Origin of the sequence: Fictibacillus sp. 7GRE50, from assembly GCF_015903875.1 — a bacterium.
Lineage (GTDB): Bacteria > Bacillota > Bacilli > Bacillales > Fictibacillaceae > Fictibacillus > Fictibacillus phosphorivorans.
Genome location: NZ_JACZDW010000001.1, coordinates 351295 through 373490, shown reverse-complemented (window position 1 = coordinate 373490; position 22196 = coordinate 351295). Strand labels below are relative to the sequence as shown.

22 protein-coding genes and 1 riboswitch are annotated in these 22196 nt (G+C 40.2%); of the genes, 17 read left to right on the top strand and 5 right to left on the bottom strand.

Features of this window, described 5'->3' with window-relative positions:
- Window positions 1–86: 86 nt before the first annotated feature.
- The 10 genes from yutH (at window position 87) to argF (ending at window position 12815) form a co-directional block, all read left to right on the top strand.
- On the top strand, window positions 87–1109 hold the full coding sequence (gene yutH, locus IHV12_RS01840) for a spore coat putative kinase YutH (protein WP_197189681.1): 1023 nt from the start codon (window positions 87–89) through the stop codon (window positions 1107–1109).
- A 452-nt stretch (window positions 1110–1561) separates the two neighbouring features.
- Window positions 1562–2527 carry a 2-hydroxyacid dehydrogenase gene (locus IHV12_RS01835; RefSeq protein ID WP_197189680.1) on the top strand — a complete coding sequence of 322 codons (966 nt, stop codon included), beginning with the start codon at window positions 1562–1564 and terminating at the stop codon, window positions 2525–2527.
- Window positions 2528–2538: 11 nt separating this feature from the next.
- A complete protein-coding gene (locus IHV12_RS01830; protein ID WP_197189679.1) occupies window positions 2539–3315 on the top strand; it encodes an SDR family oxidoreductase in 777 nt (258 codons plus the stop codon).
- Between the two features lie 147 nt (window positions 3316–3462).
- Window positions 3463–4497 (top strand): N-acetyl-gamma-glutamyl-phosphate reductase, encoded by a 1035-nt coding sequence (gene argC / locus IHV12_RS01825; RefSeq protein ID WP_197189678.1) that lies wholly within the window; start codon window positions 3463–3465, stop codon window positions 4495–4497.
- A 16-nt stretch (window positions 4498–4513) separates the two neighbouring features.
- Complete coding sequence (gene argJ / locus IHV12_RS01820) at window positions 4514–5740, top strand: bifunctional ornithine acetyltransferase/N-acetylglutamate synthase (RefSeq protein WP_197189677.1); 1227 nt, start codon at window positions 4514–4516, stop codon at window positions 5738–5740.
- A gap of 15 nt (window positions 5741–5755) precedes the next feature.
- Complete coding sequence (gene argB, locus IHV12_RS01815; RefSeq protein WP_197189676.1) at window positions 5756–6499, top strand: acetylglutamate kinase; 744 nt, start codon at window positions 5756–5758, stop codon at window positions 6497–6499.
- Complete coding sequence (locus IHV12_RS01810) at window positions 6496–7650, top strand: acetylornithine transaminase (protein ID WP_197189675.1); 1155 nt, start codon at window positions 6496–6498, stop codon at window positions 7648–7650. Before argB ends, IHV12_RS01810 begins: the two co-directional genes overlap by 4 nt.
- A gap of 80 nt (window positions 7651–7730) precedes the next feature.
- On the top strand, window positions 7731–8783 hold the full coding sequence (locus tag IHV12_RS01805; protein ID WP_197189674.1) for a carbamoyl phosphate synthase small subunit: 1053 nt from the start codon (window positions 7731–7733) through the stop codon (window positions 8781–8783).
- A complete protein-coding gene (locus IHV12_RS01800; protein WP_197189673.1) occupies window positions 8776–11868 on the top strand; it encodes a carbamoyl phosphate synthase large subunit in 3093 nt (1030 codons plus the stop codon). The genes IHV12_RS01805 and IHV12_RS01800 overlap by 8 nt, the downstream gene beginning before the upstream one ends.
- Window positions 11868–12815 carry an ornithine carbamoyltransferase gene (gene argF, locus IHV12_RS01795; RefSeq protein WP_197189672.1) on the top strand — a complete coding sequence of 316 codons (948 nt, stop codon included), beginning with the start codon at window positions 11868–11870 and terminating at the stop codon, window positions 12813–12815. Before IHV12_RS01800 ends, argF begins: the two co-directional genes overlap by 1 nt.
- Window positions 12816–13117: 302 nt before the next feature.
- On the opposite strand, the gene IHV12_RS01790 is transcribed toward argF, so the two are convergent.
- On the bottom strand, window positions 13118–13363 hold the full coding sequence (locus IHV12_RS01790; RefSeq protein ID WP_066238880.1) for a NifU family protein: 246 nt from the start codon (window positions 13361–13363) through the stop codon (window positions 13118–13120).
- A gap of 158 nt (window positions 13364–13521) precedes the next feature.
- On the opposite strand from IHV12_RS01790, the gene IHV12_RS01785 reads away from it, so the two are divergent.
- Entirely contained in the window at window positions 13522–13845 is a 324-nt protein-coding gene (locus tag IHV12_RS01785; RefSeq protein WP_144698327.1) for a YuzD family protein, read from the top strand.
- Window positions 13846–13933: 88 nt separating this feature from the next.
- Window positions 13934–14242 (top strand): LSM domain-containing protein, encoded by a 309-nt coding sequence (locus IHV12_RS01780; RefSeq protein ID WP_197132045.1) that lies wholly within the window; start codon window positions 13934–13936, stop codon window positions 14240–14242.
- A gap of 45 nt (window positions 14243–14287) precedes the next feature.
- On the opposite strand, the gene IHV12_RS01775 is transcribed toward IHV12_RS01780, so the two are convergent.
- Window positions 14288–15352, bottom strand: a complete 1065-nt coding sequence (locus tag IHV12_RS01775; protein WP_197189671.1) for an NAD(P)/FAD-dependent oxidoreductase — start codon at window positions 15350–15352, stop codon at window positions 14288–14290.
- A gap of 237 nt (window positions 15353–15589) precedes the next feature.
- On the opposite strand from IHV12_RS01775, the gene IHV12_RS01770 reads away from it, so the two are divergent.
- Together IHV12_RS01770 and IHV12_RS01765 are read left to right on the top strand one after the other, a co-directional pair.
- A complete protein-coding gene (locus tag IHV12_RS01770; RefSeq protein WP_191752119.1) occupies window positions 15590–15826 on the top strand; it encodes a YuzB family protein in 237 nt (78 codons plus the stop codon).
- A gap of 208 nt (window positions 15827–16034) precedes the next feature.
- Window positions 16035–17249 (top strand): NupC/NupG family nucleoside CNT transporter, encoded by a 1215-nt coding sequence (locus IHV12_RS01765; protein WP_197189670.1) that lies wholly within the window; start codon window positions 16035–16037, stop codon window positions 17247–17249.
- A 351-nt stretch (window positions 17250–17600) separates the two neighbouring features.
- On the opposite strand, the gene IHV12_RS01760 is transcribed toward IHV12_RS01765, so the two are convergent.
- Window positions 17601–18179 carry an ECF transporter S component gene (locus IHV12_RS01760; protein WP_231618429.1) on the bottom strand — a complete coding sequence of 193 codons (579 nt, stop codon included), beginning with the start codon at window positions 18177–18179 and terminating at the stop codon, window positions 17601–17603.
- A 187-nt stretch (window positions 18180–18366) separates the two neighbouring features.
- Window positions 18367–18512: riboswitch (FMN riboswitch) on the bottom strand.
- Window positions 18513–18611: 99 nt separating this feature from the next.
- Between IHV12_RS01760 and IHV12_RS01755 the strand changes: the two genes are divergently transcribed.
- Together IHV12_RS01755 and dapF are read left to right on the top strand one after the other, a co-directional pair.
- The gene (locus IHV12_RS01755; protein ID WP_197132037.1) at window positions 18612–18854 is read left to right on the top strand and encodes a hypothetical protein; all 243 of its coding nucleotides are present in this window, start codon (window positions 18612–18614) and stop codon (window positions 18852–18854) included.
- A gap of 16 nt (window positions 18855–18870) precedes the next feature.
- Window positions 18871–19737, top strand: a complete 867-nt coding sequence (dapF, locus tag IHV12_RS01750; protein WP_197132036.1) for a diaminopimelate epimerase — start codon at window positions 18871–18873, stop codon at window positions 19735–19737.
- Between the two features lie 58 nt (window positions 19738–19795).
- Here dapF and IHV12_RS01745 read toward each other — a convergent pair whose 3' ends face one another.
- The gene (locus IHV12_RS01745) at window positions 19796–20176 is read right to left on the bottom strand and encodes a winged helix-turn-helix transcriptional regulator (RefSeq protein ID WP_197189669.1); all 381 of its coding nucleotides are present in this window, start codon (window positions 20174–20176) and stop codon (window positions 19796–19798) included.
- A gap of 147 nt (window positions 20177–20323) precedes the next feature.
- Here IHV12_RS01745 and IHV12_RS01740 point away from each other — a divergent pair, with 147 nt between their 5' ends.
- Window positions 20324–20998, top strand: coding sequence for an NAD(P)H-dependent oxidoreductase (locus IHV12_RS01740; RefSeq protein WP_197132032.1), 675 nt, complete (start codon window positions 20324–20326; stop codon window positions 20996–20998).
- A 38-nt stretch (window positions 20999–21036) separates the two neighbouring features.
- Here IHV12_RS01740 and mqnE read toward each other — a convergent pair whose 3' ends face one another.
- Window positions 21037–22134, bottom strand: a complete 1098-nt coding sequence (gene mqnE, locus IHV12_RS01735) for an aminofutalosine synthase MqnE (protein WP_197132030.1) — start codon at window positions 22132–22134, stop codon at window positions 21037–21039.
- Between the last annotated feature and the right edge of the window lie 62 nt (window positions 22135–22196).

The following is a 22196-nucleotide window of genomic DNA, read 5'->3' as shown; positions in this document are numbered from 1 at the left end:
TATATGGGCATACAATGTTGTATCCAATCATGCGGTGGTGTGAAAAGATCGACCGCTGGAAAGCTGAAGGGGTGGGGGGATCGGCTTTGTTTGAAAGAGATATATTTCATCATTATCAACTAGTTTGTGAAGACAGAAGATCTGAATCAGGTTATCGGACCTTCTATTGCAAAGGAAATCAATACATCGTGATACCGCAGCAGCAGATGTCTTATGAGAAACTGCAAGAAATGATGTATATCAGTGATTATTTACAGCAGCGTGGAGAAGAGAACATTCCTGTTCTGCAGCCTACGATCACCAATATGCCTAGCGCTTATGTAGATGGTGAGTCTGTTATCATTTTTAAAGTTGAGCCTAAAAAAGGGGAAAATCGTAATATTGAAATGGGCTCCGAACTAGCAGAATTTCATAAGCGAGGAAAAGGGCTTGAACAGTATTATCCCGTTGAACAAATCGCATACGGACAATGGCCGTTATTATGGATCAATCGTGTGGATGAAATGCATAACCGATATGCAGAAATATCAGCCAGAAAGCAAAAAAACGATTTTGATCAATTATTTTTGACTACATTTCCTTATTATGAGGGAATGGCAGAAAATGCAATTCAATATATTACGGATTACCAACTAGAGAGAGGACCTAAAGGAATAGGTTCTGCTGCAATTTGTTACGATCGATTCAGTGAGCGGTCATGGATTCGGACGTCTAACAGTTTTGTGAAACTGCCTGTTGGCTGGGTGATCGATAGTCCGATGAGAGACCTTGCAGAATGCATCAGGGAGAAGATCTATCAGCCAGAATTCAGAAGTCACGAAGTATTGCAGTTGATCGACGAATATGAAAAAGTAAAGCCATTATCTAAAGGGGCTTGGAGGCTTCTATACGGCAGACTCCTCTTTCCTTCACAGTACTTTGATACGGTTGATGAACATTATAATAATGAGAGAGATATCGGAAAAGAACTGTATGTTCGCCGCTTTACTGACTTAATCTCGTATGAAAAGCAAAATGAATACTTCTTAAAAAGCTTTTACAGATCGATCGGTCTTCCGGTTCAAGAGTTAAATATTCCAATGGTCGATTGGCTCGTTCCCATGATCTAATGAAAGAGGTAGCTCAAAAAGTAAGATTTTTGAGTTATACCTCTTTTTTCTGTTGGTTACTTGTTGGTCTTTTTCATATCTTCTAATAGATTATTGCTTGTGTAGGTTCTTTTTCCCCTTCCTCTGCAAGTTGATTGGAGCGCAAGGTTGCCGACTCCTATGGGACGAGCGGTCAGGTGGAGACTCCTAACGTCGCGTAGCGTGCCAGCCACTCTGCAAATTCTTCTCGTAAGGTATGTGACGAGGAAGCTTGCTTCGATAGGATTTTCTCGTAGACGCAGGAGCACCCATACTTCTTCGAACACCGTTCGCCCCATGGAAAGCGAGCAACCTGGAACGGAAATCAACCTACTTTCGAAGACAACAATGTAATTAAAACCACCATTCATAAGTACCATTTCTTTATTTTCTCACTTTCCCATGAGAAAATAGCAAGCAGGGAGTGAAAGCGTATGCAAAAACCTTATGTTTTTATTACACGAAAATTACCGAAAGAAACGGTTAGTCAACTAGAGCAAATTGCAGAGATCAATATGTGGCCACATGAAGAAAAGGCAGTTCCACGTGAAGTACTTTTAACCGAAATCAAAAAAGCTGATGGACTGCTCACGATGCTATCAGACAAAATCGATAGCGAATTACTTGATGAAGCATCTTCAGTAAAAGTAATTGCCAATCTAGCAGTAGGCTATGACAATATCGATGTCGAAGCCGCAAAACAAAAAGGGATAACGGTTTGTAACACACCAGATGTATTAACAGATTCTACGGCGGATTTAGCATTTTCTCTAATTCTTGCAACAGCGCGCAGAATCGTTGAATCAGCAAATTATGTGAAAGAAGGAAAGTGGAACAGCTGGGGACCTCTATTGCTTGCTGGAGCAGATGTTCATCATAAAACAATCGGTATTGTTGGAATGGGAAGAATCGGTGAAGCCGTAGCGAGACGAGCAAAAGGCTTTGATATGAAAATTTTATATCATAATCGAAATCGTAAGCCCGATGCAGAAATCTCACTCGGCGCTGAATACAAAGAATTTCATGAGCTCTTAAAGCAATCAGATTTTGTTGTCTCTCTTGCACCATTAACATCTGAGACAAAAGGAATGTTTAATGAAGAAGCGTTTCAGAGTATGAAAAATAGCTCGATATTCATTAATGCAGGCAGAGGTGCGACGGTTGATGAATCTGCACTTATTGAAGCATTACGTAACCAGGAAATCGCGGGTGCAGGGCTTGATGTATTTCAGCAAGAGCCGATTGAAGTCGATCATCCTCTTCTGTCGATGAAACAAGTGGTAGCCCTACCTCACATCGGAAGTGCAAGTGTGGAAACAAGAATGAAGATGGCTGAACTTGCATGCAGAAACATAACGAATATATTGGATGGAAAAGGCGCAGAAACGCCTGTTACATAAGGAGGTACAAGATGTATCGTTCTTTAGAAGGTAAAACAGCCATTGTTACGGGTGCAAGCCGTTTAAACGGAATTGGCGCAGCCGTTTGTGTTGAGCTTGCAAAAAGGGGAGCTAATATTTTCTTTACGACTTGGGGTACATATGACACAACCATGCACACAGGTGACCATACAAATGACCCAGAACAGCTTGTGGAGAAACTAAAAAATTTCGGAGTAAAATCTTTGTATGAAGAAATTGACCTTAGTGCTGCAGAAGACATTCCGAAACTTCTAGAGAAAGTTGAAAGTGAATTAGGAGTAGCAAGCATACTTGTGAATAACGCCTGTATGTCACAAAATCACAGCTGGGAAGATACAACAAGTGAGATTTTAGATGCTCATTATGCAATCAACATTCGTGCAACAACTCTTTTAAGTATAGAGTTTGCCAAGCGTTTTACAGGGGACAGAGGAAGTATCGTTCATCTAACTTCCGGCCAGTCGAAAGGTCCGATGCTCGGTGAGGTAGCATACGCGGCTACAAAAGGAGCCGTCGATGCGTTAACGATATCCTTAGCTGCTGAAATCGGACATAAAGGAATTACTGTTAATGCAGTGAACCCTGGTCCAACAGATACGGGCTGGATCAACCCGGATTTAGAAAAAATTCTTCTGCCTAAGTTTCCTGGAGGAAGGATCGGGAAACCAGAAGATGCGGCAAAGTTAGTCGCATTTTTAACAACACCTGAAGCAGAATGGATAACCGGACAGATCATCCATTCAGAGGGTGGATTCTTAAGACAATAGAAACATTTTTGAGACTGGCTTTAGTGGTATCTAAGTGTACCCAAAAAGTCAGTTTTTTTATTAAAATTAAATTATTTATAAATATACTATTGAATTAATTTTTATACAGTCCTATAATGAACCATAACTTATTTAAGGAGTGATGGAATGAGAGCAGGAATTATTGGTGTAACCGGATATGGTGGGATGGAACTTTTCCGGCTGCTATCGGCACATACGGAGATTACCGAAGTTGTTCTCTATTCATCCTCTAAAGCGGGTAATGAGCTTTCAGAAGAAATTCAGCATCTGTCTCACGTTCATGATCAGAAGCTAAGATCACTGAAACAACTGCCGACCGATGGCCTAGATATCGTATTTTCCTCCGCACCGAGCGGCGTTTCATCAGAGTTTCTTCCTTCGCTACTCGATGAGAACTTGAAGATCATTGATCTAGCAGGGGATTTTCGTTTAAAAGATGCAGATACCTATCGAGCGTGGTACAAAAAAGAGCCTCCTCCACAATCACTCGTGAATGATGCGGTATACGGATTAACAGAATGGAAGAGAGAAGAGGTACAGAATGCGAAGCTGATCGCAAACCCAGGATGTTATCCAACCGCAGCTCTCCTAGGTATTCTCCCGTTACTAAAAGAAAACGTGATCCATCCATCTTCACTCGTGATTGATGCAAAGAGCGGGATTTCTGGAGCGGGTGCAACGCCTGGTAAAGCAACGCATTTTGCACAAGTAAATGATAGCCTCGGCATCTACAAGGTCAATCAACATCAGCACATTCCAGAGATCGAGCAAACGATACAGTCATGTACGGATACCGAAACGAAAATAACATTCAATACACACCTTGTTCCAATGACAAGAGGCATCATGACTACGATGTATGCGGAACTCACAGATTCAGTTACCTCTTCATCTGTAAAAGAAATCTATGAATCTTATTACGACAGTGAATACTTCGTCAGAGTTCATAATGAAAAAGCAAATCTGTTTACAAAACAAGTGTACGGATCCAATTTTTGTGATGTTACGTTTGCCGTTGATGAGCGTACAAACCGTATCACGGTGATCTCTTGTATTGATAATTTATTAAAAGGAGCTGCAGGTCAGGCGGTTCAAAATATGAATGTGATGTGCGGAATGGAAGAAACGAAGGGATTAAAGTCTTCGCCGATGTTCCCTTAACTAGAGGAGGCAGTATATGCAGGCAACAAAAGCAACGATTCAAAAGGTAACAGGTATCAACATCGCGACGCCAAAAGGATTTTATGCAAGCGGACTTCATTGTGGTGTGAAACATAAAAAGCTCGACTTAGGATTGTTGTATAGTATTACTCCGGCGAATGCGGCAGGTGTTTATACAACGAACCAAGTACAGGCAGCACCACTAAAAGTTACTCAGAATAGTATCTCTCAAGAAGGCAAGCTTCAAGCGATCATCGTGAACTCTGGAAATGCAAATGCGTGTACAGGAAAAAGGGGCTTGAATGATGCTCGGCACATGCAGATTCAGACGGCCGAAAAGCTGGGTATTCCTCCGCACTATGTTGGAGTTGCCTCAACTGGCGTAATCGGTGAACATCTGCCGATGGATAAGATATCAACGGGTATTGAAAACCTAGTATTAGATTCTGAGTTAAAAGGCTCGATTGATTTTGCTCAATCCATTTTAACGACAGATACGGTTTCCAAGAATACGGCTTACTCGTTGAAAATTAATAATAAGAATATAACGATTGCAGGTACGGCAAAAGGATCGGGGATGATACACCCCAATATGGCTACGATGCTGGGCTTTATCACGACAGATGCGGCTGTCCAACAAGATGATCTCCACGAGGCTTTGTCATTTGCTGTAGAACGTACGTTTAACTGTATTACTGTTGATGGTGATACATCGACGAACGACATGGTACTCATGCTTGCAAACGGAATGGGTGAGAATGAAGAGTTAAACAAAGACCACCCTGAGTGGGAACTATTCTTAGATGCACTCGTACTCGTTTGTGAAGATTTAGGCAAACTTATTGCAAAAGATGGGGAAGGTGCGAGCAAGCTGATCGAGGTTCAAGTTAGCGGAGCAGCATCCGATAAAGATGCGAGAATCATAGCCAAAACGGTAGTAGGTTCTCCCTTAGTGAAGACTGCTGTGTTTGGCTGCGATGCTAACTGGGGCAGAATTCTTGCTGCAGCTGGATATAGCGGAGTTTCGTTTAATCCGGACGCTGTAAAAATACAGATTGGTGAACATGAAGTCGTAGTAGATGGAGAGCCAGTACTATTTTCAGAGGAAAAAATTCGCAACTATTTAAAAAGCCATGAAATTCATATCTCAGTCGAACTATCAGAAGGTTTTGGAAGTGGAAGAGCGTGGGGATGTGATCTCACGTATGATTATGTTCAGATTAATGCAAGTTATCGTACCTAAATGGAGGCGAGTGTTGTGTTTCATGTTGTGAAAATTGGAGGAAGTACGCTAGCTAACTTACAACCTGCTTTTTTTGAAGTTCTTAAAAATAGGATTCAACAAGGTGAAAAGATCGTCATCGTTCACGGAGGAGGGCCGGAAATCAATAAAAAGCTGTCAGAATCGGGGTTGCCGTTACAAATGAAGAATGGCATCCGAGTAACAAGCCCAGAATCACTTTCCTATGTAAAAACAGCGTTAAAGGACATTACCAACAAAAATCTTGTAGAGAGATTAAATAACGAAGGTATATCAGCTCAAGGACTTTCTGGAGAAGAGAATAGCTTACTCACTTGTGATTTTTTAGATAAAGAGAATTATGGTTGGGTTGGAAGTATACAGAAAGTAAATACAGAGATTATCCAAAACGTGTTAGATGCTGGCAAGGTCCCAGTCATTGCTTCTCTAGGTGTAACAGAGTCGGGTGAAACGGTTAATATTAACGCAGACACAGCGGCTGGAGAAACAGCAGCTTCTTTATCTGCTGAGTCGATCTGTTTTGTTACAGATACCCCTGGTGTTTCAGTGCTTGGAGAGTGGATGGAATGCTTAACGATCGCTGACATTTTTACAAGTATTGTCGAAGGACACATAAAGGGAGGCATGGTACCAAAGGTTGAAGCGGCTATAAAATGTCTCGATTTAAACATCAAGCAAGTACGAATTACCGATCAAACTCTGTCAGGAACAGAGTTGCTTAAGGAGGTATTGATCACATGAGTGCACTTTTTCCAACTTATAAAAGAAAACAGATACAACTTCAAAAAGGAAACGGAAGTTATGTATTTGACCAAAATAATAAAAGGTATCTTGATTTCACGAGCGGAATAGCTGTAACAAGTCTAGGACATTGTCATCCTGAAGTGGTTGCAGCGCTTCAAAAACAGAGCGATTGCATTTGGCATACTTCCAATTTATTTGAAATCCAACAGCAAGAGCAGCTCGCTCTGACACTTGTAAATCACACGCATTTGGATCTAGCTTTCTTTTGCAATAGTGGTGCGGAAGCAAACGAAGCTGCAATCAAGCTGGCTAAGAAATTCACAAAGAAAAATAAGATCATCACGTTTAACGATTCATTTCACGGTCGAACATTCGGTTCTATGTCGGCGACTGGTCAACAGAAGATAAAAGAAGGGTATGGACCCCTCGTGTCAACATTCATACACCTGCCATGGAACGATATTGAGCAACTGAAGAATCAAGCAGACAATGACACAGCTGCGATCATGATGGAAGTCATCCAGGGAGAAGGCGGTATCAAAATCGCTGACTTAGATTTTTATAAGGAAGTGCAAGAAATCTGTGAGAAGAACGATATCTTATTGGTCATTGATGAAGTCCAAACGGGTATCGGCAGAACGGGTAAAAGATATGCCTATGAACACTTCGGATTAGATCCTGATATCGTTACCCTTGCTAAAGGACTAGGAAATGGTTTTCCAATAGGGGCTATGTTAGGTAAAAGAAAACTAGCTGAAGCGTTTGGACCAGGAAGTCATGGAACGACGTTTGGAGGTAATCCTCTCGCTTGTGCAGTCAGCCAAAGTGTTTTGAATATTATCTTTCATGACGAATTCTTAAATGAGGTTGAGCGTAAGGGTAAGAACTTTAAAGAGCAATTAGAGAAGCATTTAATAAAATTTCCATCCGTAAAAGAAATAAGAGGAGAAGGATTATTGATAGGAATTGAGTGTGAGAACGCCGGAGAACTCATAATAAACTTAGAGAAAAAGGGCTTATTAACCGTTCCTGCAGGCGAGCACGTTATTCGATTATTACCTCCGTTAAACGTTACGGATGAAGAGTTATCGATTGCTCTAAACACGATTCAAAGAGCATTTAACAACAAGTATGAAACAGTGACCTAAATGAAAGGTGCTATTTTTTTACACATAAATGAATAAAAATACAGATAAATATAATTTTTATACAAGGAGAGGAACATGTTATGAAAGGCTGTATAACACTATCTAACGGTAATACATTCGATGGTGACTGGATTAGTGATAACCAATATGGTTCAGGTGAAATTGTATTTTATACAGGAATGACTGGATACGAACAAGTTTTGACTGATCCTTCCTATCAAGGACAGATCGTCGTGTTTTCTTATCCTTTCATCGGAAATTATGGATTTGATCCTAAGAGTATGGAATCCGCAAAAATCCAAGTAGCGGGAGTAGTTATGGCAGATTGCTTTGGATTTGCTGCAAAAGGAGGCCGCAAATCGATCGTGGACTTGTTAAATGCATATCAAATCCCTGCACTAAAGAATGTAGATACGAGATCTCTTATTCAACAAATTCGCATAAAAGGATCTTTGCCTGCTGTTATGCATGTATCAAGTATCTCTCCTGATTCTTTTAGTCTAGAAGAATATTGGCCAGCGACATCAATGGAAAAGACCGGTTCAGGAGATACACATATAGTATTGATCGACTTCGGATATAAAAAGTCGATTGCTGAAGCTCTTGTTAACGAAGGGTGTAGCGTAACAATTGTTCCTTTTGATCATGAGTTAAACGATATCGAAAAATTGAATCCTGATGGCTTAGTTTTTTCAAACGGTTCTGGTGACCCTATGAGGTTCTCTAACTATTTTCATCGTTATAAAAATCTGGCCATGCGCTATCCGACATTAGGCATCTGTCTTGGTCATCAGATCCTAGCTTTATCATTCGGTGGTGAGACACAAAAGCTGAAATTTGGTCACCGTGGTGCGAATCAGCCGGTTATGAACTTGAAGACGGGTAAAGTATCAATGAGTTCTCAAAATCATAGCTATGTCGTTCAAAAAGAAAGTTTAGCAGAAACAGGCTTTAACATCTGGTTTGAAAATGTGAACGATGGAAGTGTTGAGGGATTGTGGCATCGTTCATTTAACGTTGCGAGTGTTCAATTCCACCCAGAAGCAGCACCGGGTCCGAACGAACATAAAGAAATCTTTCAAAATTTTATAAACAGTGTACAACATACAGAGAAGGTGAGAAGTTATGCCTAAACAACAAGACATCAAGAAGGTGCTCGTGATCGGATCAGGACCGATCGTAATCGGGCAGGCCGCAGAATTTGACTATTCCGGAACACAAGCATGTAAAGCATTAAAAGAAGAAGGGATCGAAGTGGTCCTGATCAACAACAATCCTGCTACGATCATGACGGACAACACGTTTGCAGACGTTATATACTTTGAGCCCTTAACAGTAGAATATGCCGAACAGATTATTCTGAAGGAAAAACCTGATGGACTTCTAGCGACAGTTGGTGGCCAAACAGGACTTAACTTAGCAATGGAGCTTCATGAAAATGGGATATTAGCGAAATATGGAGTTCGACTTCTAGGTACAGACATTGACTCTATACAAAAAGCAGAAGACCGTGAGCTTTTTCGATCATTGATGAAGCATCTAGGAGAACCTGTACCAGAAAGTGAGATTGTTACGTCAATAGATGAAGCAATCCATTTTGCTGAAGTGACGGGTTATCCCGTGATTGTTAGACCAGCATATACGCTCGGAGGATTTGGTGGCGGGATTGCTTCATCTAAAGAAAAGCTGATCTCACTAGTCAAACAAGGTCTCTCAGCGAGTCCGATCAACCAATGTCTGATTGAAAAAAGTATTGCAGGCTACAAAGAGATTGAATATGAAGTGATGCGTGACAAGAACGGAACATGCATCACGGTGTGTAACATGGAAAATGTTGACCCTGTTGGTGTTCATACAGGTGATTCTGTAGTAGTAGCTCCTAGCCAGACGTTAACAGATGATGAGTATCAGTCATTAAGAAAAGCGTCTTTAACCATCATTTCTGCGCTTGAAATCGTCGGAGGATGTAATATACAGTTTGCGCTTCATCCGGATAACTCACAGTATTATTTGATCGAAGTGAATCCTCGTGTGAGCAGGTCATCTGCTTTAGCATCAAAAGCAACCGGATACCCGATCGCAAAGATTGCTGCCAAACTTGCCCTAGGGTATAACCTGCATGAATTGAAGAATCCAGTAACCAGAACGACATTTGCGAGTTTTGAACCGGCGTTAGATTATGTAGCTGTAAAAATGCCAAGGTGGCCGTTCGATAAGTTTCCTCATGCAGACCGCAAACTTGGAACCCAGATGAAAGCGACAGGCGAAGTGATGGCGTTAGAGAGAAATATGGCTTCTGCCTTTCAAAAAGCGATTCGTTCACTCGAGCTGAAAACGAATGGCATGTATTTGAAAGAACTATCTGCACTAGATGAGGATACACTTCTTGACCTAGTCGTATCAGCAGATGATCGCCGCTTTTTCGTTGTGATGGAACTGTTGCGAAGAGAAGTTTCTTCAGACAAAATTCATGAATTGACTAAAATTACACCGTATTTTTTATCGGTATTTCAAGAGATGGTCTCTATGGACAATATGCTGCAAAAAACGGGATTAGAAAAAGTAGATAAACAACAACTGCAACTAGCAAAAAAATATGGTTTTTCAGATCGATACTTATCGAATATCTGGTCTGTTTCAGAAATAGAGGTACGCAACAAGAGAATAGAGTGGGGGATCACGCCGACATATAAGATGGTGGATACGTGTGCAGCAGAGTTTGAAGCAAAAACGACTTATTTTTATTCCAGCTGGAGCGGGAAGAGCGATAGAATCCCTGACACTAAGAAGAAGGTTGCCGTTATCGGGTCAGGTCCCATACGAATCGGGCAAGGTGTTGAGTTTGATTATTGTTGCGTGCACAGCGCTATCGCTCTTCGCTCATTTGGATATGAAGCGATACTGATCAACAATAACCCCGAGACAGTAAGCACGGATTATGAAGTATCTGACTCCCTATATTTTGAGCCTCTAACCTTTGAAGACATCAATCATGTTTTGGAGTTTGAAGGAATATCAGATGTCATTCTGCAATTTGGGGGCCAGACATCAATCAATTTGGCTAAAGAGTTAGAAGAGGCAGGATATTCTGTTCTTGGAAGTCCAGCAGATACCGTGGACCAAATGGAAGACAGAGAGCGTTTTTATCATTTTTTAGATGCATTAAATATTCCTAAAGTTCCTGGATTCTCGGCATTAAGTGAAAAAGAAGTCAAAGAATATGCAGGCAAACTAGGGTTTCCAATTCTTCTGCGTCCATCATACGTGATTGGTGGAAGCGGGATGAAGGTTCTTTATTCTGAAAGCGAACTAACAAGTTATCTGAACCATGAACAAGTGAATTATCCCGTTTTGATAGATACATTCTTAGAAGGAACAGAAGCGGAGGTAGATGTTTTAAGTGATGGTACAGAACTATTCATTCCAGGTATTTTCGAACATTTAGAAGGAACCGGGGTTCATTCAGGAGATAGTTTGACTGTTACACCACCTCAATCTTTATCTAACCATGTGATCAATCAAATAAAGTCGTACTCTAAAAAGATAGCACTAAACTTATCATATAAAGGATTATTTAATGTTCAATTTGCCATACAGAATGAGTGTGTTTATGTAATTGAAGTGAATCCAAGAGCATCTCGAACAGCACCGATCATGAGCAAAATCACGAATGTAAACCTTGTCCAGAAAGCAACACAATTGCTTCTAGGTCACTCATTACATTCACTGAACCTTGAACAAGAGCATAACGGACAACCAGAGATTACAGTAAAAGCACCTGTTTTCTCAACCATTAAACTGCCTGGTGTTTCCCCGGTGTTAAATCCAATGATGCTCTCAACCGGAGAAGTGATTGGAACGGATGCAGATTTTAATGGAGCTCTAGTGAAAGCTTTGAAAGGCTCAAGCCTTCAATTAGCAGATCTCTGGAATGATCATGGAAGTATTTTTGTGGAAGGAATCCTTGATGAAGCTGCTTCAAAAGCCTGGGGAGAATGTGGGTATACCGTCCTTACAGCAAATGATCTGACATTTGATGAGTGGTTAAAAACGGATAACAAAGTCATATATATAAACTTTTCGAATGATAGCGAAAGCCAGAATGCTAAACGTGCCGTACTAGAAAGAGTCCATGTACTAACAAGGAAAGAAACATCTAACGCTTATTTAAATGCGATACGCACCACGAATAAAATGAGAAAGGAAGTGCTGAACTGATGTCAATCGTACACCCTTTTCGCCAAACGCGAACTCAGAAAGATTTTCTAACACTTATGGATTATTCTACATCTGAGATCATCGACTTATTGAACCTTGCGAAAGACTTAAAAAAACAAGGTCCATCTGCACCACCCTTACTAAAAGGAAAGATCTTAGGAATGATTTTCGAGAAATCATCGACACGTACTCGCGTTTCGTTCGAGGCTGCTATGCTGCAACTCGGTGGTCATGCAATCCATCTATCGACTCGTGATATTCAGATGGGTAGAGGAGAATCGATCTCAGATACAGCGAAAGTATTGTCCGGATACCTAGATGCTCTAATGATTCGTACGTTTCATCAATCCACAGTTGAAGAGCTTGCGCATAGTGGATCTATTCCTGTAATTAACGGACTTACGGATGATTTTCATCCGTGTCAAATACTAGCGGATCTTCTTACGATTTTAGAATATAAAGGATCATTCAAAGGGAAAAAGCTGGCTTATATTGGTGACGGAAACAATGTAGCACATTCATTAATGATTGGAGCTGCAAAAGTGGGGATGGATTGCACTATTATTTCACCTGAAAACTACGAACCGAAAGAAGAAATCGTTTCTTATGCAAAGGAAGTTGCGAAACAAAACGGCTCTGTTATCGAGGTAACTCATGAACCAGTTGCTGGTGTTAAAAATAGTGATGTTATTTACACGGATGTCTGGGCGAGTATGGGTCAAGAAGCGGAAGCGGAGGAACGTCTCGAACATTTTAAGGGTTATCAAGTGAACCGAGAGCTTGTGTCCTATGCAAAGAGTGATTTTATTTTCATGCATTGTTTGCCTGCGCATCGAGAGGAAGAGGTGACGGCGGAGATTATTGATGGTCCTCATTCTGTTGTTTTTCACGAGGCGGAGAACCGTCTTCACGCACAAAAAGCACTGCTTGTTCGTTTGCTGAGTTAAGTATAATCGAGTTAGGATTAGTGAGTGGTTGATTTCCGTTTCAGGTGCTCCCTTTCCGAGGGGCGTGCGGTGAGCCACCTAGCGCTCTGCGCTGTTAGGTGTCTCACCTGTCCCGCTGATCCCCCAGGAGTCTCGCCCTTACACTCCAATCAACTTGTTAATGAAGCTTCTTAAAGAACTCTTGATAGCGTTCAAATAATTTGTGCGAGTATGCTAAATTACTACCTTCAATTGCAACTAAGTTTTTAAAAAACAACAAAAAAAAGAAGCCGCTCTTCAAAAGAGCGGCTTCTTGCGTTTTATTAAAATACTTGTTCTAATTCAACAACACCAGGAACTTCTTCAAGAAGTGCACGTTCGATACCTGCTTTTAGTGTGATTGTTGAACTTGGGCAGCTACCACATGCTCCCATTAGGCGTACTTTTACTACACCTTCTTCAATATCCACTAATTCCACGTCTCCTCCATCACGAAGAAGGAACGGGCGTAATTTATCAAGAACTTCTTCAACTTGTTCACGCATCTCTAAGTTTTGAGTTTCAGCCATAATAATCAAGGCTCCTTTCTTAAAAAGAACTTACTCTTAGTATACGGGATATGGAATAAAAAATCCATGAGCAAGCATCATGATATTTGCTCCTTTTTCTTTTTTGAAAAATAAGGTATGATGAAAGCAAATAAGCGCATACATTGAGGTGATTCTTCATGAGTAACTCATTTAGTATTAAAGTATATGGAGCTGAACAAAAATGTGCCAGCTGTGTTCATCTTCCTTCAGCAAAAGAAACGGCTGAATGGCTAGAAGCAGCAATCTCAAGAAAGTTTCCGAACTTATTGTTTAATGTTCTTTATATAGACATGGAAAATACGGAAAATGAGATCGATCAGGCATTTTCAGAAAGAATTGTAGAAGAAGACCTTTTTTATCCTGTCGTTGTGATAGATGGAGAAGTAGTAGCAGAAGGTAATCCGAATTTAAAAACGATCTACGCAATTATAGAACAGAACGGTTATGGCGCTGTAAGTTAAGCGCCTATTTTTTTTATTTTGGGTTTGTACACACGCCTTGTTTTCTCTTAAGAATAAGATGTATAGAGAAAAAAGGAGGCAAATTGTATTGTTGAACCCTTTAAAAGGTAAAAGTCATAAAGATGAATCATCCTCATATGCAGGACATCATCACCATCATTATCATGATCTTTGTCTCGAGTACATGGGACAGAAGGTTACGATCGAATTGAATGATGGAAATGTATATCACGGTCAATTGCATAGCTATGATCAGGATAACATGTATATGATCATGCCAGGTGAGAACGCTGACCGTAATAGCCGTATCATTTTTGTCGGGCCGTTTTTTCCAGGCTTCGGAGTTTTTGGTTTTCCTTTTTACCGAATTCGTCGTTTTCGTCCTTATTATTGGTAAAAAAAAAATAAAGAAAAAGACCCATGCTGCTGCATGGGTCTTTTCTTATACTTGATATTTATACAACCATAGAATTCCTGACTTTAATAAGCGTGGCACTCTACCAATAAGAGCAGTGCTACCCATCGTACCAAATCCGCTCTTCTTACCAAGAGAACCCATAACACCTTTTAGTTTAATCTCGTTCATTTCAGGAAGAGGCTGTTCGTTCCAACGAGCTAAAAGGACTTGTGAGATCTGTTCTGCTTGCTCCTCTGCTAATTGTGCACTTGGTGCATAAGGAAGGCTCGCGCAATCTCCAACAACGTATACATGCTCTTCGGTTGGAAGGTGATGATGTTCAGTTAGAACAACACGTCCTTGACTGTCTTTTTCAACATCTAAATCACGAACGATTCGGCTCGGCTGTATACCTGCCGTCCAAACGATAGCATCACACTCTACCTTTTCGTCATGATTATAAAGAGCGCCTTCTTCAACCTTTGTTACATTTGAATTATTGATTACTTCAACACCGTGTTCAACGAACCAGTTTTGTACATAGTTGCTCAATCGCTTCTTATAAGCGGAAAGAATCATATCACCACGGTCAAAGAGTTTAATTGTAAGATCCGGACGGCTCTCACGAAGTTCAGATGCTAACTCTACACCTGAAAGTCCGGCACCAACTACTGCAACAACCGCATTAGCATGCAAGTTGTTTAGAATTTGATACGTTTGACGAGACTTATCAATGGTCTGAATGCTGAGCGTAAATTGGTCAGCACCAGGGACATTATGATATTTGTCTTCGCAACCTAGGCCGATAACCAAATCATCATATGAAACTGCATCTTGGGCTTTTAATAGAACTTTCTTTTCTTTTACATCAATTGAAGTAACTTCGCCATACTTAATATTTAGACGTGGGTGATCTGGAAAAGTTACACGAACATGATGATCAGATATGGTACCTGCAGCAAGTGCATAGTATTCAGTTTTTAAACAATGATAAGGTACACGATCAATAAGCGTAAGCTGAATGTTTTCAGGGAGGTCTGAGGAATTAAGAAGTCTCTTTAGCACACGCATATTTCCATATCCTCCGCCAAGTAAAACGAGGTGTTTCATTTGTCATTTCCCCTTTTCTTTCAAGACAATTCTTATCTGTTTTTAAAAATGCATATATAAGTAAATAACCTTAACTCGAAATAAGTAAACGATTACACGTTTTTGACATGTTTAAGTATAGCACTTTGCAACAATTTCACAACTCTTTTATAGAAAAAACACAGGAAGAATGAGTGTTTACATTGACTACAACTATAGAAACCGTTAGGATGGATTCATCAAGAGGTGAAGACGGAAATGAGACCGATTATAGAGTTTTGTGTAAGTAATTTAGCGAGTGGTGCACAAAAAGCGCTCGAAGAACTCGAGAAAGACTATGATCTAGACGTTATCGAGTATGGGTGTTTAGGGTATTGTGGACACTGTGCAAAGTCGATGTTTGCTCTCGTAAATGGAGATATCGTTCACGGAGAAACATCAGATGAACTTGTGAAAAATATTTACAATCATATAGAAGAAAACGGAATGTTTTAAAAAGCAGCTATCTAAAAATGGGATAGCTGCTTTTTCTATGGATAAGGGAGTTATGATTGGGAAAAATATCTAGCATATAATTTTTTGAAAAACGATTGCATTTTTGTCGAAATTTGTTACATTAGAAAAGGGTCAGTCATTGGATGTCTGACAACTAACGTGCTAATAGTAAGCGTTTTCTTCCAAATTACAAAAGGGGTGTACGAATATGCAAATTTTATGGGGATTAGGTGGTATGCTCGTTCTTCTTGTAATCGCATTCTTACTTTCTCAAAATAAGAAAGCGATTAACTGGAGAACGGTAATCGGTGCACTAGCAATTCAAATTGCTTTTGCGTTGATCGTTCTTAAATGGGATGCTGGAAAACAAGCATTGCAAAGCGTCTCACAAAAAGTTTCAAACGTTGTGGCTTATGCGAACGAAGGGATTACTTTCTTGTTTGGAAGTATGATTCCAGCAGAAGGAAAAGGATTTATCTTTGCGTTTCAAGTTTTAACCGTAATCATTTTCTTCTCTTCTCTAATCTCAGTTCTTTATTACCTAGGCATCATGCAATGGGTTGTAAGAATTTTAGGGGGAGCATTATCTAAGTTATTAAAAACTAGTAAAGCAGAATCAATGAGTGCTACTGCAAATATTTTCTTAGGTCAGACAGAAGCACCTCTAGTTATTCGTCCATATATGAACCGTCTTACTCAATCTGAACTTTTTGCTGTAATGGTAGGTGGACTAGCATCAGTAGCAGGTTCTGTATTGATTGGTTATTACCTATTAGGAGTACCGTTAGAATACTTAATCGCGGCAAGCTTTATGTGTGCTCCTGCAGGACTTGCGATCGCTAAGATCATTGTTCCTGAAACAGAAGAGCCTGAAACAATGGGTGAGATCAAATTAGAACGTGATAAAGATACAGTAAACGTAATTGACGCTGCAGCAAAAGGTGCAGGAGATGGACTTCAAATCGCACTTAACGTTGGGGCAATGTTACTTGCATTCATCGCTCTTATCGCTTTAGTTAACGGTATCCTTGGCGGAATCGGTGGCTGGTTCGGTTATGAGATCACACTTCAACAAATTCTAGGTTATATTTTCGCTCCAATCGCATTTGTTATTGGTGTACCGTGGGAAGAAGCAGTTAAAGCCGGTACGTTCATCGGTCAAAAAATCGTATTGAACGAGTTCGTTGCTTATTCTTCATTCGCACCTCAAATTCCAGACTTAATGCCGAAAACAGTAGCGGTTGTAAGTTTCGCACTTTGTGGTTTCGCGAACCTTTCTTCGATCGCAATCCTTTTAGGTGGTCTTGGAGCAATGGCACCTACTCGTCGTCCTGACATCGCAAGACTTGGAATGCGCGCTGTAATCGCAGCTACAATCGCAAACTTACTAAGCGGTGCAATCGCAGGTATGTTCATTTTATAAGAATGGTTTCATTTTAAGATGTTCAAGCTAATGCTTGAGCATCTTTTTTTGTTAGAGAGGATTTTAGCAGATAGCGTGCGGTGCAATTCTCTGTCACACTTGGGACATTGTCCCCTGAATAATACCAGCTAGGGTATCATCATCTATAATTAAGTCTAAGCAAACAAAATTGGGTCGAAATAAGACTTAATTAAGTCGAAACGGCGTTCAATTAAGTCTAAATTCAAAAATAAAGGCGGTTCGCTAAATTTCGACAAGCAATCTAACCGCCAGTCCAGCTTAATACCCCTATCATGAACAATAAAAAAACCGCAGTGGGAATCATCCCCCCTGCGGTTTTATCTTCTATATTTAGGCCTGTTGAGCGATCTGTTTCATCACCCATGGCTGCATTCGGTTGTATAATGCTACGAATAACAGTGTAATTATTGTACCTTTTATCAAGTTAAACGGCGTTATACCTTTTAATATAAGATCAAGCATCATCTGGCTAGACATCGGATCAGCACCAAGGAACCACGTATAGGCTGGTAAGATGATTAGGTAGTTGAGCAGACCCATCATAAATGTCATCAAAACCGTTCCTAAGATCAAGCCCGCTGAAAGACGTTTAACAGAATTCTTTTTGCGGAATAAGTAGGATACTGGAAGAATGAATAGAATACCGGCCACAAAGTTTGCTAATTGACCAACTGGTACACCGGTAAAGCTTCCTACTATCCCGTAGTGTAGAACATTTTTTATGGCTTCCACCATAACTCCTGCCGCTGGTCCGAAAATGATTGCAGCTAGAAGTGCAGGCACCTCACTAAAATCAATCTTTAAAAATGGAGGTAACCCTGGGAACGGAAAGTCGAGCATCATCAGCACATAAGCAATCGTACTGAGCATCGATACCGCTACCATTTGTTTGATCTTTCCCTTTTGCATTGAAATCTCTCCTCTTTTGTGTTGCGCCATCTCATGATTTCGAATGCAGCACAGCCTGCTTCACACAAAAAATCCTTAGTCAGTTAATGAGACTAAGGGAGTTTGTAAGTATGATAAACAGCATGTAAAAGATGCACAAAATGGCATGCTTAAACAAAGGGTTCTAATTAGAGTTGAACCGCTGTACCTACATCTTCTCCCATCCAGACTATACTGTCGGCTCTGGAATTACACCAGATCAGCAAAAAAGAAAACTTTTTCGCTCACGGGCTGATGAAGAGGGAATCTTCAATTACCGCCGGTCGGGAATTTCACCCTGCCCCGAAGATGGATCGCTATTGTATTTTGTTACATCACCTATTATACTTTAAAAAATGTAAGTTGTGAACGAATATGCAATAACCATACCTTCCAAATAGAGGATGAACCGATATGAAATTAACATTTGAATATACATGGCCATATGAAAGAATGATGAAGGATATTTATATTTCGGAATGTCCGTTCTGCCAACGAGACAATGTATTGACTTCCTTTAAAGAAGAACAACTGAATCTTGCTCAAGAAGGAATTAAACAGATACTTATTATGCCTTGTTGTCATGGCAAGTTAACCATACTAAACGCCGACGATGATTATTTTTATACGGATGAAAAATTGAGAGGTCAATCATAAGGAGCAGGGTTAAGCGATGGATACGTTGAAATTCACAAAAATGCATGGATTAGGCAATAATTACATCTATATAAACATGTTTGAAGAGTGTATTGATGAAGCTGATCTGCCGAGGTTAGCAGCGGAAGTCTCAAATCCTTACACGGGCATCGGATCAGATGGGATGATTCTAATCTGCCCAAGCGAATTAGCGCCAGTTAAAATGAGAATCTTTAATAATGATGGTTCTGAAGCTAAAAACTGTGGTAACGGACTTCGATGTGTAGCCAAATATGCGTACGAAAACAGGTTAGTAACAGAAACCGAATTTCAGATTGAAACACTAGGTGGTTTAGTAACTGCAAAAGTAACAATAGGTAACAACAATAAAGTATCACTCGTTACGGTTAATATGGGTAACCCCATCCTTCGACCTCAAAAAATTCCTGTCACGGGATTTGACCACCTCCAACAAGTGGTGAATGAGGAAGTATCTTTTGATGGGACACCTTTAAGACTCACTGCTGTTTCAATGGGAAATCCACATGCCGTTTTCTTTGTGGATAATATTGAGAAAGCGCCTCTGCATTCGTTAGGACCAATCATCGAAAAAGATTCAATGTTTCCTGATTGGGTAAACGCAGAGTTTGTAGAAGTGGTGTCTAAAAGTGAAATGCACTTTAGAGTTTGGGAGAGAGGATCAGGTATTACACAAGCTTGTGGTACAGGAGCTTGTGCAGCAGCTGTAGCTGCCGTTCTAAACGAAGAAGCAGATAGAAATACGGATATTACTGTTCATTTAGCAGGCGGAGATCTCATCATTAACTGGAAAGATAATGGAGATATTTGGATGACTGGCCCAGCAGAAATAATCTGTACGGGTGAATATCATACTAATAGGTAGAAGGTGCACACATTAAGCCTACACCTACTAAAAAAGAAAGCAGAGATGCTTTCTTTTTTTAATCCTTAACTTCAGCCTGCTCACGATGTTGAACGATTTTCTCCGTATGTTCAATTCCCCATTGAAGCATGGACTTTATAATAGGGATCAGTGTTTCACCAAATGAAGTTAGAGAATATTCCACTTTCGGCGGGACTTGTTTATAAACTTCTCGGTGTATGATGCCGTCACGCTCTAATTCTCGTAGCTGTAGGGTAAGCATTCGCTGTGTAATTCCAGAGACGAGGCGCTTTAGTTCGTTAAAACGTATCTTGCCCTCGATCAAGTGATACAAAATAACGCTTTTCCACTTACCACCGATAATATCAAGAGTCGCTTCGACTGGACATGAATAGCCGTGAGATTGCCAATTGGAAAGGTCGAATTGTTGATTAGTCATTGAATGGCTCCTTTAGTATAAAAAATGATACTATGACACAAAAATGTGCGTACTTTTCATTTTTGTTATTACTTTTATAATATATTGTGTAGGATATCAAAACAACTTTAAATTACGTTCATAAATATTGAAGGAGAGATAAACATCATGAATAAAGAAGCTAAAAAACAAGAGATCTTAGAGGCATTTCAGTTCAGACATGCAACAAAGGAATTTGATCCAGAGAAAAAGATTTCAGATGAAGACTTTGAATTTATTTTAGAAACTGGACGTCTATCACCGAGTTCCTTCGGCTTTGAGCCTTGGCGTTTTGTTGTCATTCAAGACCCAGAGCTACGTGAACAGTTGAAACCTGTATCATGGGGCGCACAAAAACAATTGCCGACTGCGAGTCACTATATCGTGATGCTAGCACGTACGGCAGAAGATATGATGTACGATTCAGAATACATTGAGCATATAAAGAAAGATGTAAAGAATCTTCCGAAAGAAGCGTATGATGCGATCAGTGGGTTTTACAAGACATTCTTAGAATCTGACTTTAAGCTTCTTGGAAACGACCGCGCTATGGTCGATTGGGCAGCTAAACAAGTCTATATTGCACTAGGAAATATGATGACAGCTGCAGCGCAGATAGGAATTGATTCTTGCCCGATCGAAGGATTTGATCAAGAGAAAGTTCAGGCAATTTTAGAAAGAGAAGGAGTACTTCAAGGAGGAAACTTTGAAGTAGCGGTTATGGTAGGATTCGGCTATCGCGTAAATGAACCCCGTCCAAAAGTTCGTCAAGATATGAGCGATGTTGTGAAATGGATTGAGTAACGAACATAAAAAAGTGGAGGCACAATCGCCTCCACTTTTTAGTATTTTTGAATAATGTTATAAAATGTATCACGTTCTACAGGAACTTTGTTGGCTGTTTTGATCAAGTGAACAAGTTCTTTACGTGTAATCCCTGATGACGTTAATGCTCCAACAGCGTGAGAGATACGTTCCTCAATCAACGTTCCGTGGATGTCACTTGAACCGAACGTTAATGCCATTTGAGTTAACTGAACACCAATGTTGATCCAATATGCTTTGATATGGTCAAAATTATCTAGCATGAGTCGGCTGATCGCAATGGTTCTCATATCATCAAAAGCAGATGTTCTTCTCATCAATCCCATAGATTGTGTACGAGGCTGCATAGCTAACGGGATGAATACCATGAATCCGTTTGTTGAATCTTGAAGTTGGCGCAAGCGGTCCATATGAATGAGACGTTCTTCTTTCGTCTCAATAGATCCGTACAACATTGTTGCATGTGTTTTTAATCCTAAACCATGAGCGATTTCATGTGCTTCTAACCACTGATCAGTCGATGCTTTGTCTGGGCTCATTTTTAAACGGTAACGTTCGGTCAGAATCTCAGCACCACCACCAGGCAGGGTATCAAGACCTGCTTTAATCAACTCTTCTAATACTTCTTTCATAGAAAGTCCAGCTATTCTGGAGAAGAACTCGATCTCTGCACCTGTATATGCTTTAACCGTTACTTGTGGATAATGCTTTTTTAACGTTCGAATCGTATCTAGATAATAATCGAAAGGTACTTCATGATTATGGCCACCTACGATATGAAACTCTCTAATGTTATCGTTCCAGCGTTTTTCAACATAGCTCAAGAGCTGCTCATCGTTCATCGTATAAGCGCCTTCTTCACCAGGCTTACGTTTAAAGCCACAGAAACTGCAAGTAGCTTCACATACGTTAGTCGGGTTGATGTACAAGTTTTCAATGAAGTAAACGTTGTCGCCGTTCTTACGCTTATTAACCTCGTTTGCTAATGAAGCAACGCTTAGCAAATCATTCGTTTCATATAGAAATAATCCATCTTCAATCGAAAGACGCTCACCGTGAGTTATCTTCTCAGCGATTGCCTCCATACGCGTATCTAGCGTTAATATATTTGCCATTACTAATCCCCCTAATTTTTCAAATGAAATGTTCGGATGATGTACACAATTTTTTAAGAGAT

Bases quoted from the DNA above. Each gene is read 5' to 3' on its own strand.
- IHV12_RS01835 (WP_197189680.1), top strand. From the start codon at position 1,562: ATGCAAAAACCTTATGTTTTTATTACACGAAAATTACCGAAAGAAACG.
- IHV12_RS01830 (WP_197189679.1), top strand. From the start codon at position 2,539: ATGTATCGTTCTTTAGAAGGTAAAACAGCCATTGTTACGGGTGCAAGC.
- argC (WP_197189678.1), top strand. From the start codon at position 3,463: ATGAGAGCAGGAATTATTGGTGTAACCGGATATGGTGGGATGGAACTT.
- argJ (WP_197189677.1), top strand. From the start codon at position 4,514: ATGCAGGCAACAAAAGCAACGATTCAAAAGGTAACAGGTATCAACATC.
- IHV12_RS01810 (WP_197189675.1), top strand. From the start codon at position 6,496: ATGAGTGCACTTTTTCCAACTTATAAAAGAAAACAGATACAACTTCAA.
- IHV12_RS01805 (WP_197189674.1), top strand. From the start codon at position 7,731: ATGAAAGGCTGTATAACACTATCTAACGGTAATACATTCGATGGTGAC.
- IHV12_RS01800 (WP_197189673.1), top strand. From the start codon at position 8,776: ATGCCTAAACAACAAGACATCAAGAAGGTGCTCGTGATCGGATCAGGA.
- argF (WP_197189672.1), top strand. From the start codon at position 11,868: ATGTCAATCGTACACCCTTTTCGCCAAACGCGAACTCAGAAAGATTTT.
- IHV12_RS01790 (WP_066238880.1), bottom strand. From the start codon at position 13,363: ATGGCTGAAACTCAAAACTTAGAGATGCGTGAACAAGTTGAAGAAGTT.
- IHV12_RS01785 (WP_144698327.1), top strand. From the start codon at position 13,522: ATGAGTAACTCATTTAGTATTAAAGTATATGGAGCTGAACAAAAATGT.
- IHV12_RS01775 (WP_197189671.1), bottom strand. From the start codon at position 15,352: ATGAAACACCTCGTTTTACTTGGCGGAGGATATGGAAATATGCGTGTG.
- IHV12_RS01770 (WP_191752119.1), top strand. From the start codon at position 15,590: ATGAGACCGATTATAGAGTTTTGTGTAAGTAATTTAGCGAGTGGTGCA.
- IHV12_RS01765 (WP_197189670.1), top strand. From the start codon at position 16,035: ATGCAAATTTTATGGGGATTAGGTGGTATGCTCGTTCTTCTTGTAATC.
- IHV12_RS01760 (WP_231618429.1), bottom strand. From the start codon at position 18,179: ATGCAAAAGGGAAAGATCAAACAAATGGTAGCGGTATCGATGCTCAGT.
- IHV12_RS01755 (WP_197132037.1), top strand. From the start codon at position 18,612: ATGAAATTAACATTTGAATATACATGGCCATATGAAAGAATGATGAAG.
- dapF (WP_197132036.1), top strand. From the start codon at position 18,871: ATGGATACGTTGAAATTCACAAAAATGCATGGATTAGGCAATAATTAC.
- IHV12_RS01745 (WP_197189669.1), bottom strand. From the start codon at position 20,176: ATGACTAATCAACAATTCGACCTTTCCAATTGGCAATCTCACGGCTAT.
- IHV12_RS01740 (WP_197132032.1), top strand. From the start codon at position 20,324: ATGAATAAAGAAGCTAAAAAACAAGAGATCTTAGAGGCATTTCAGTTC.
- mqnE (WP_197132030.1), bottom strand. From the start codon at position 22,134: ATGGCAAATATATTAACGCTAGATACGCGTATGGAGGCAATCGCTGAG.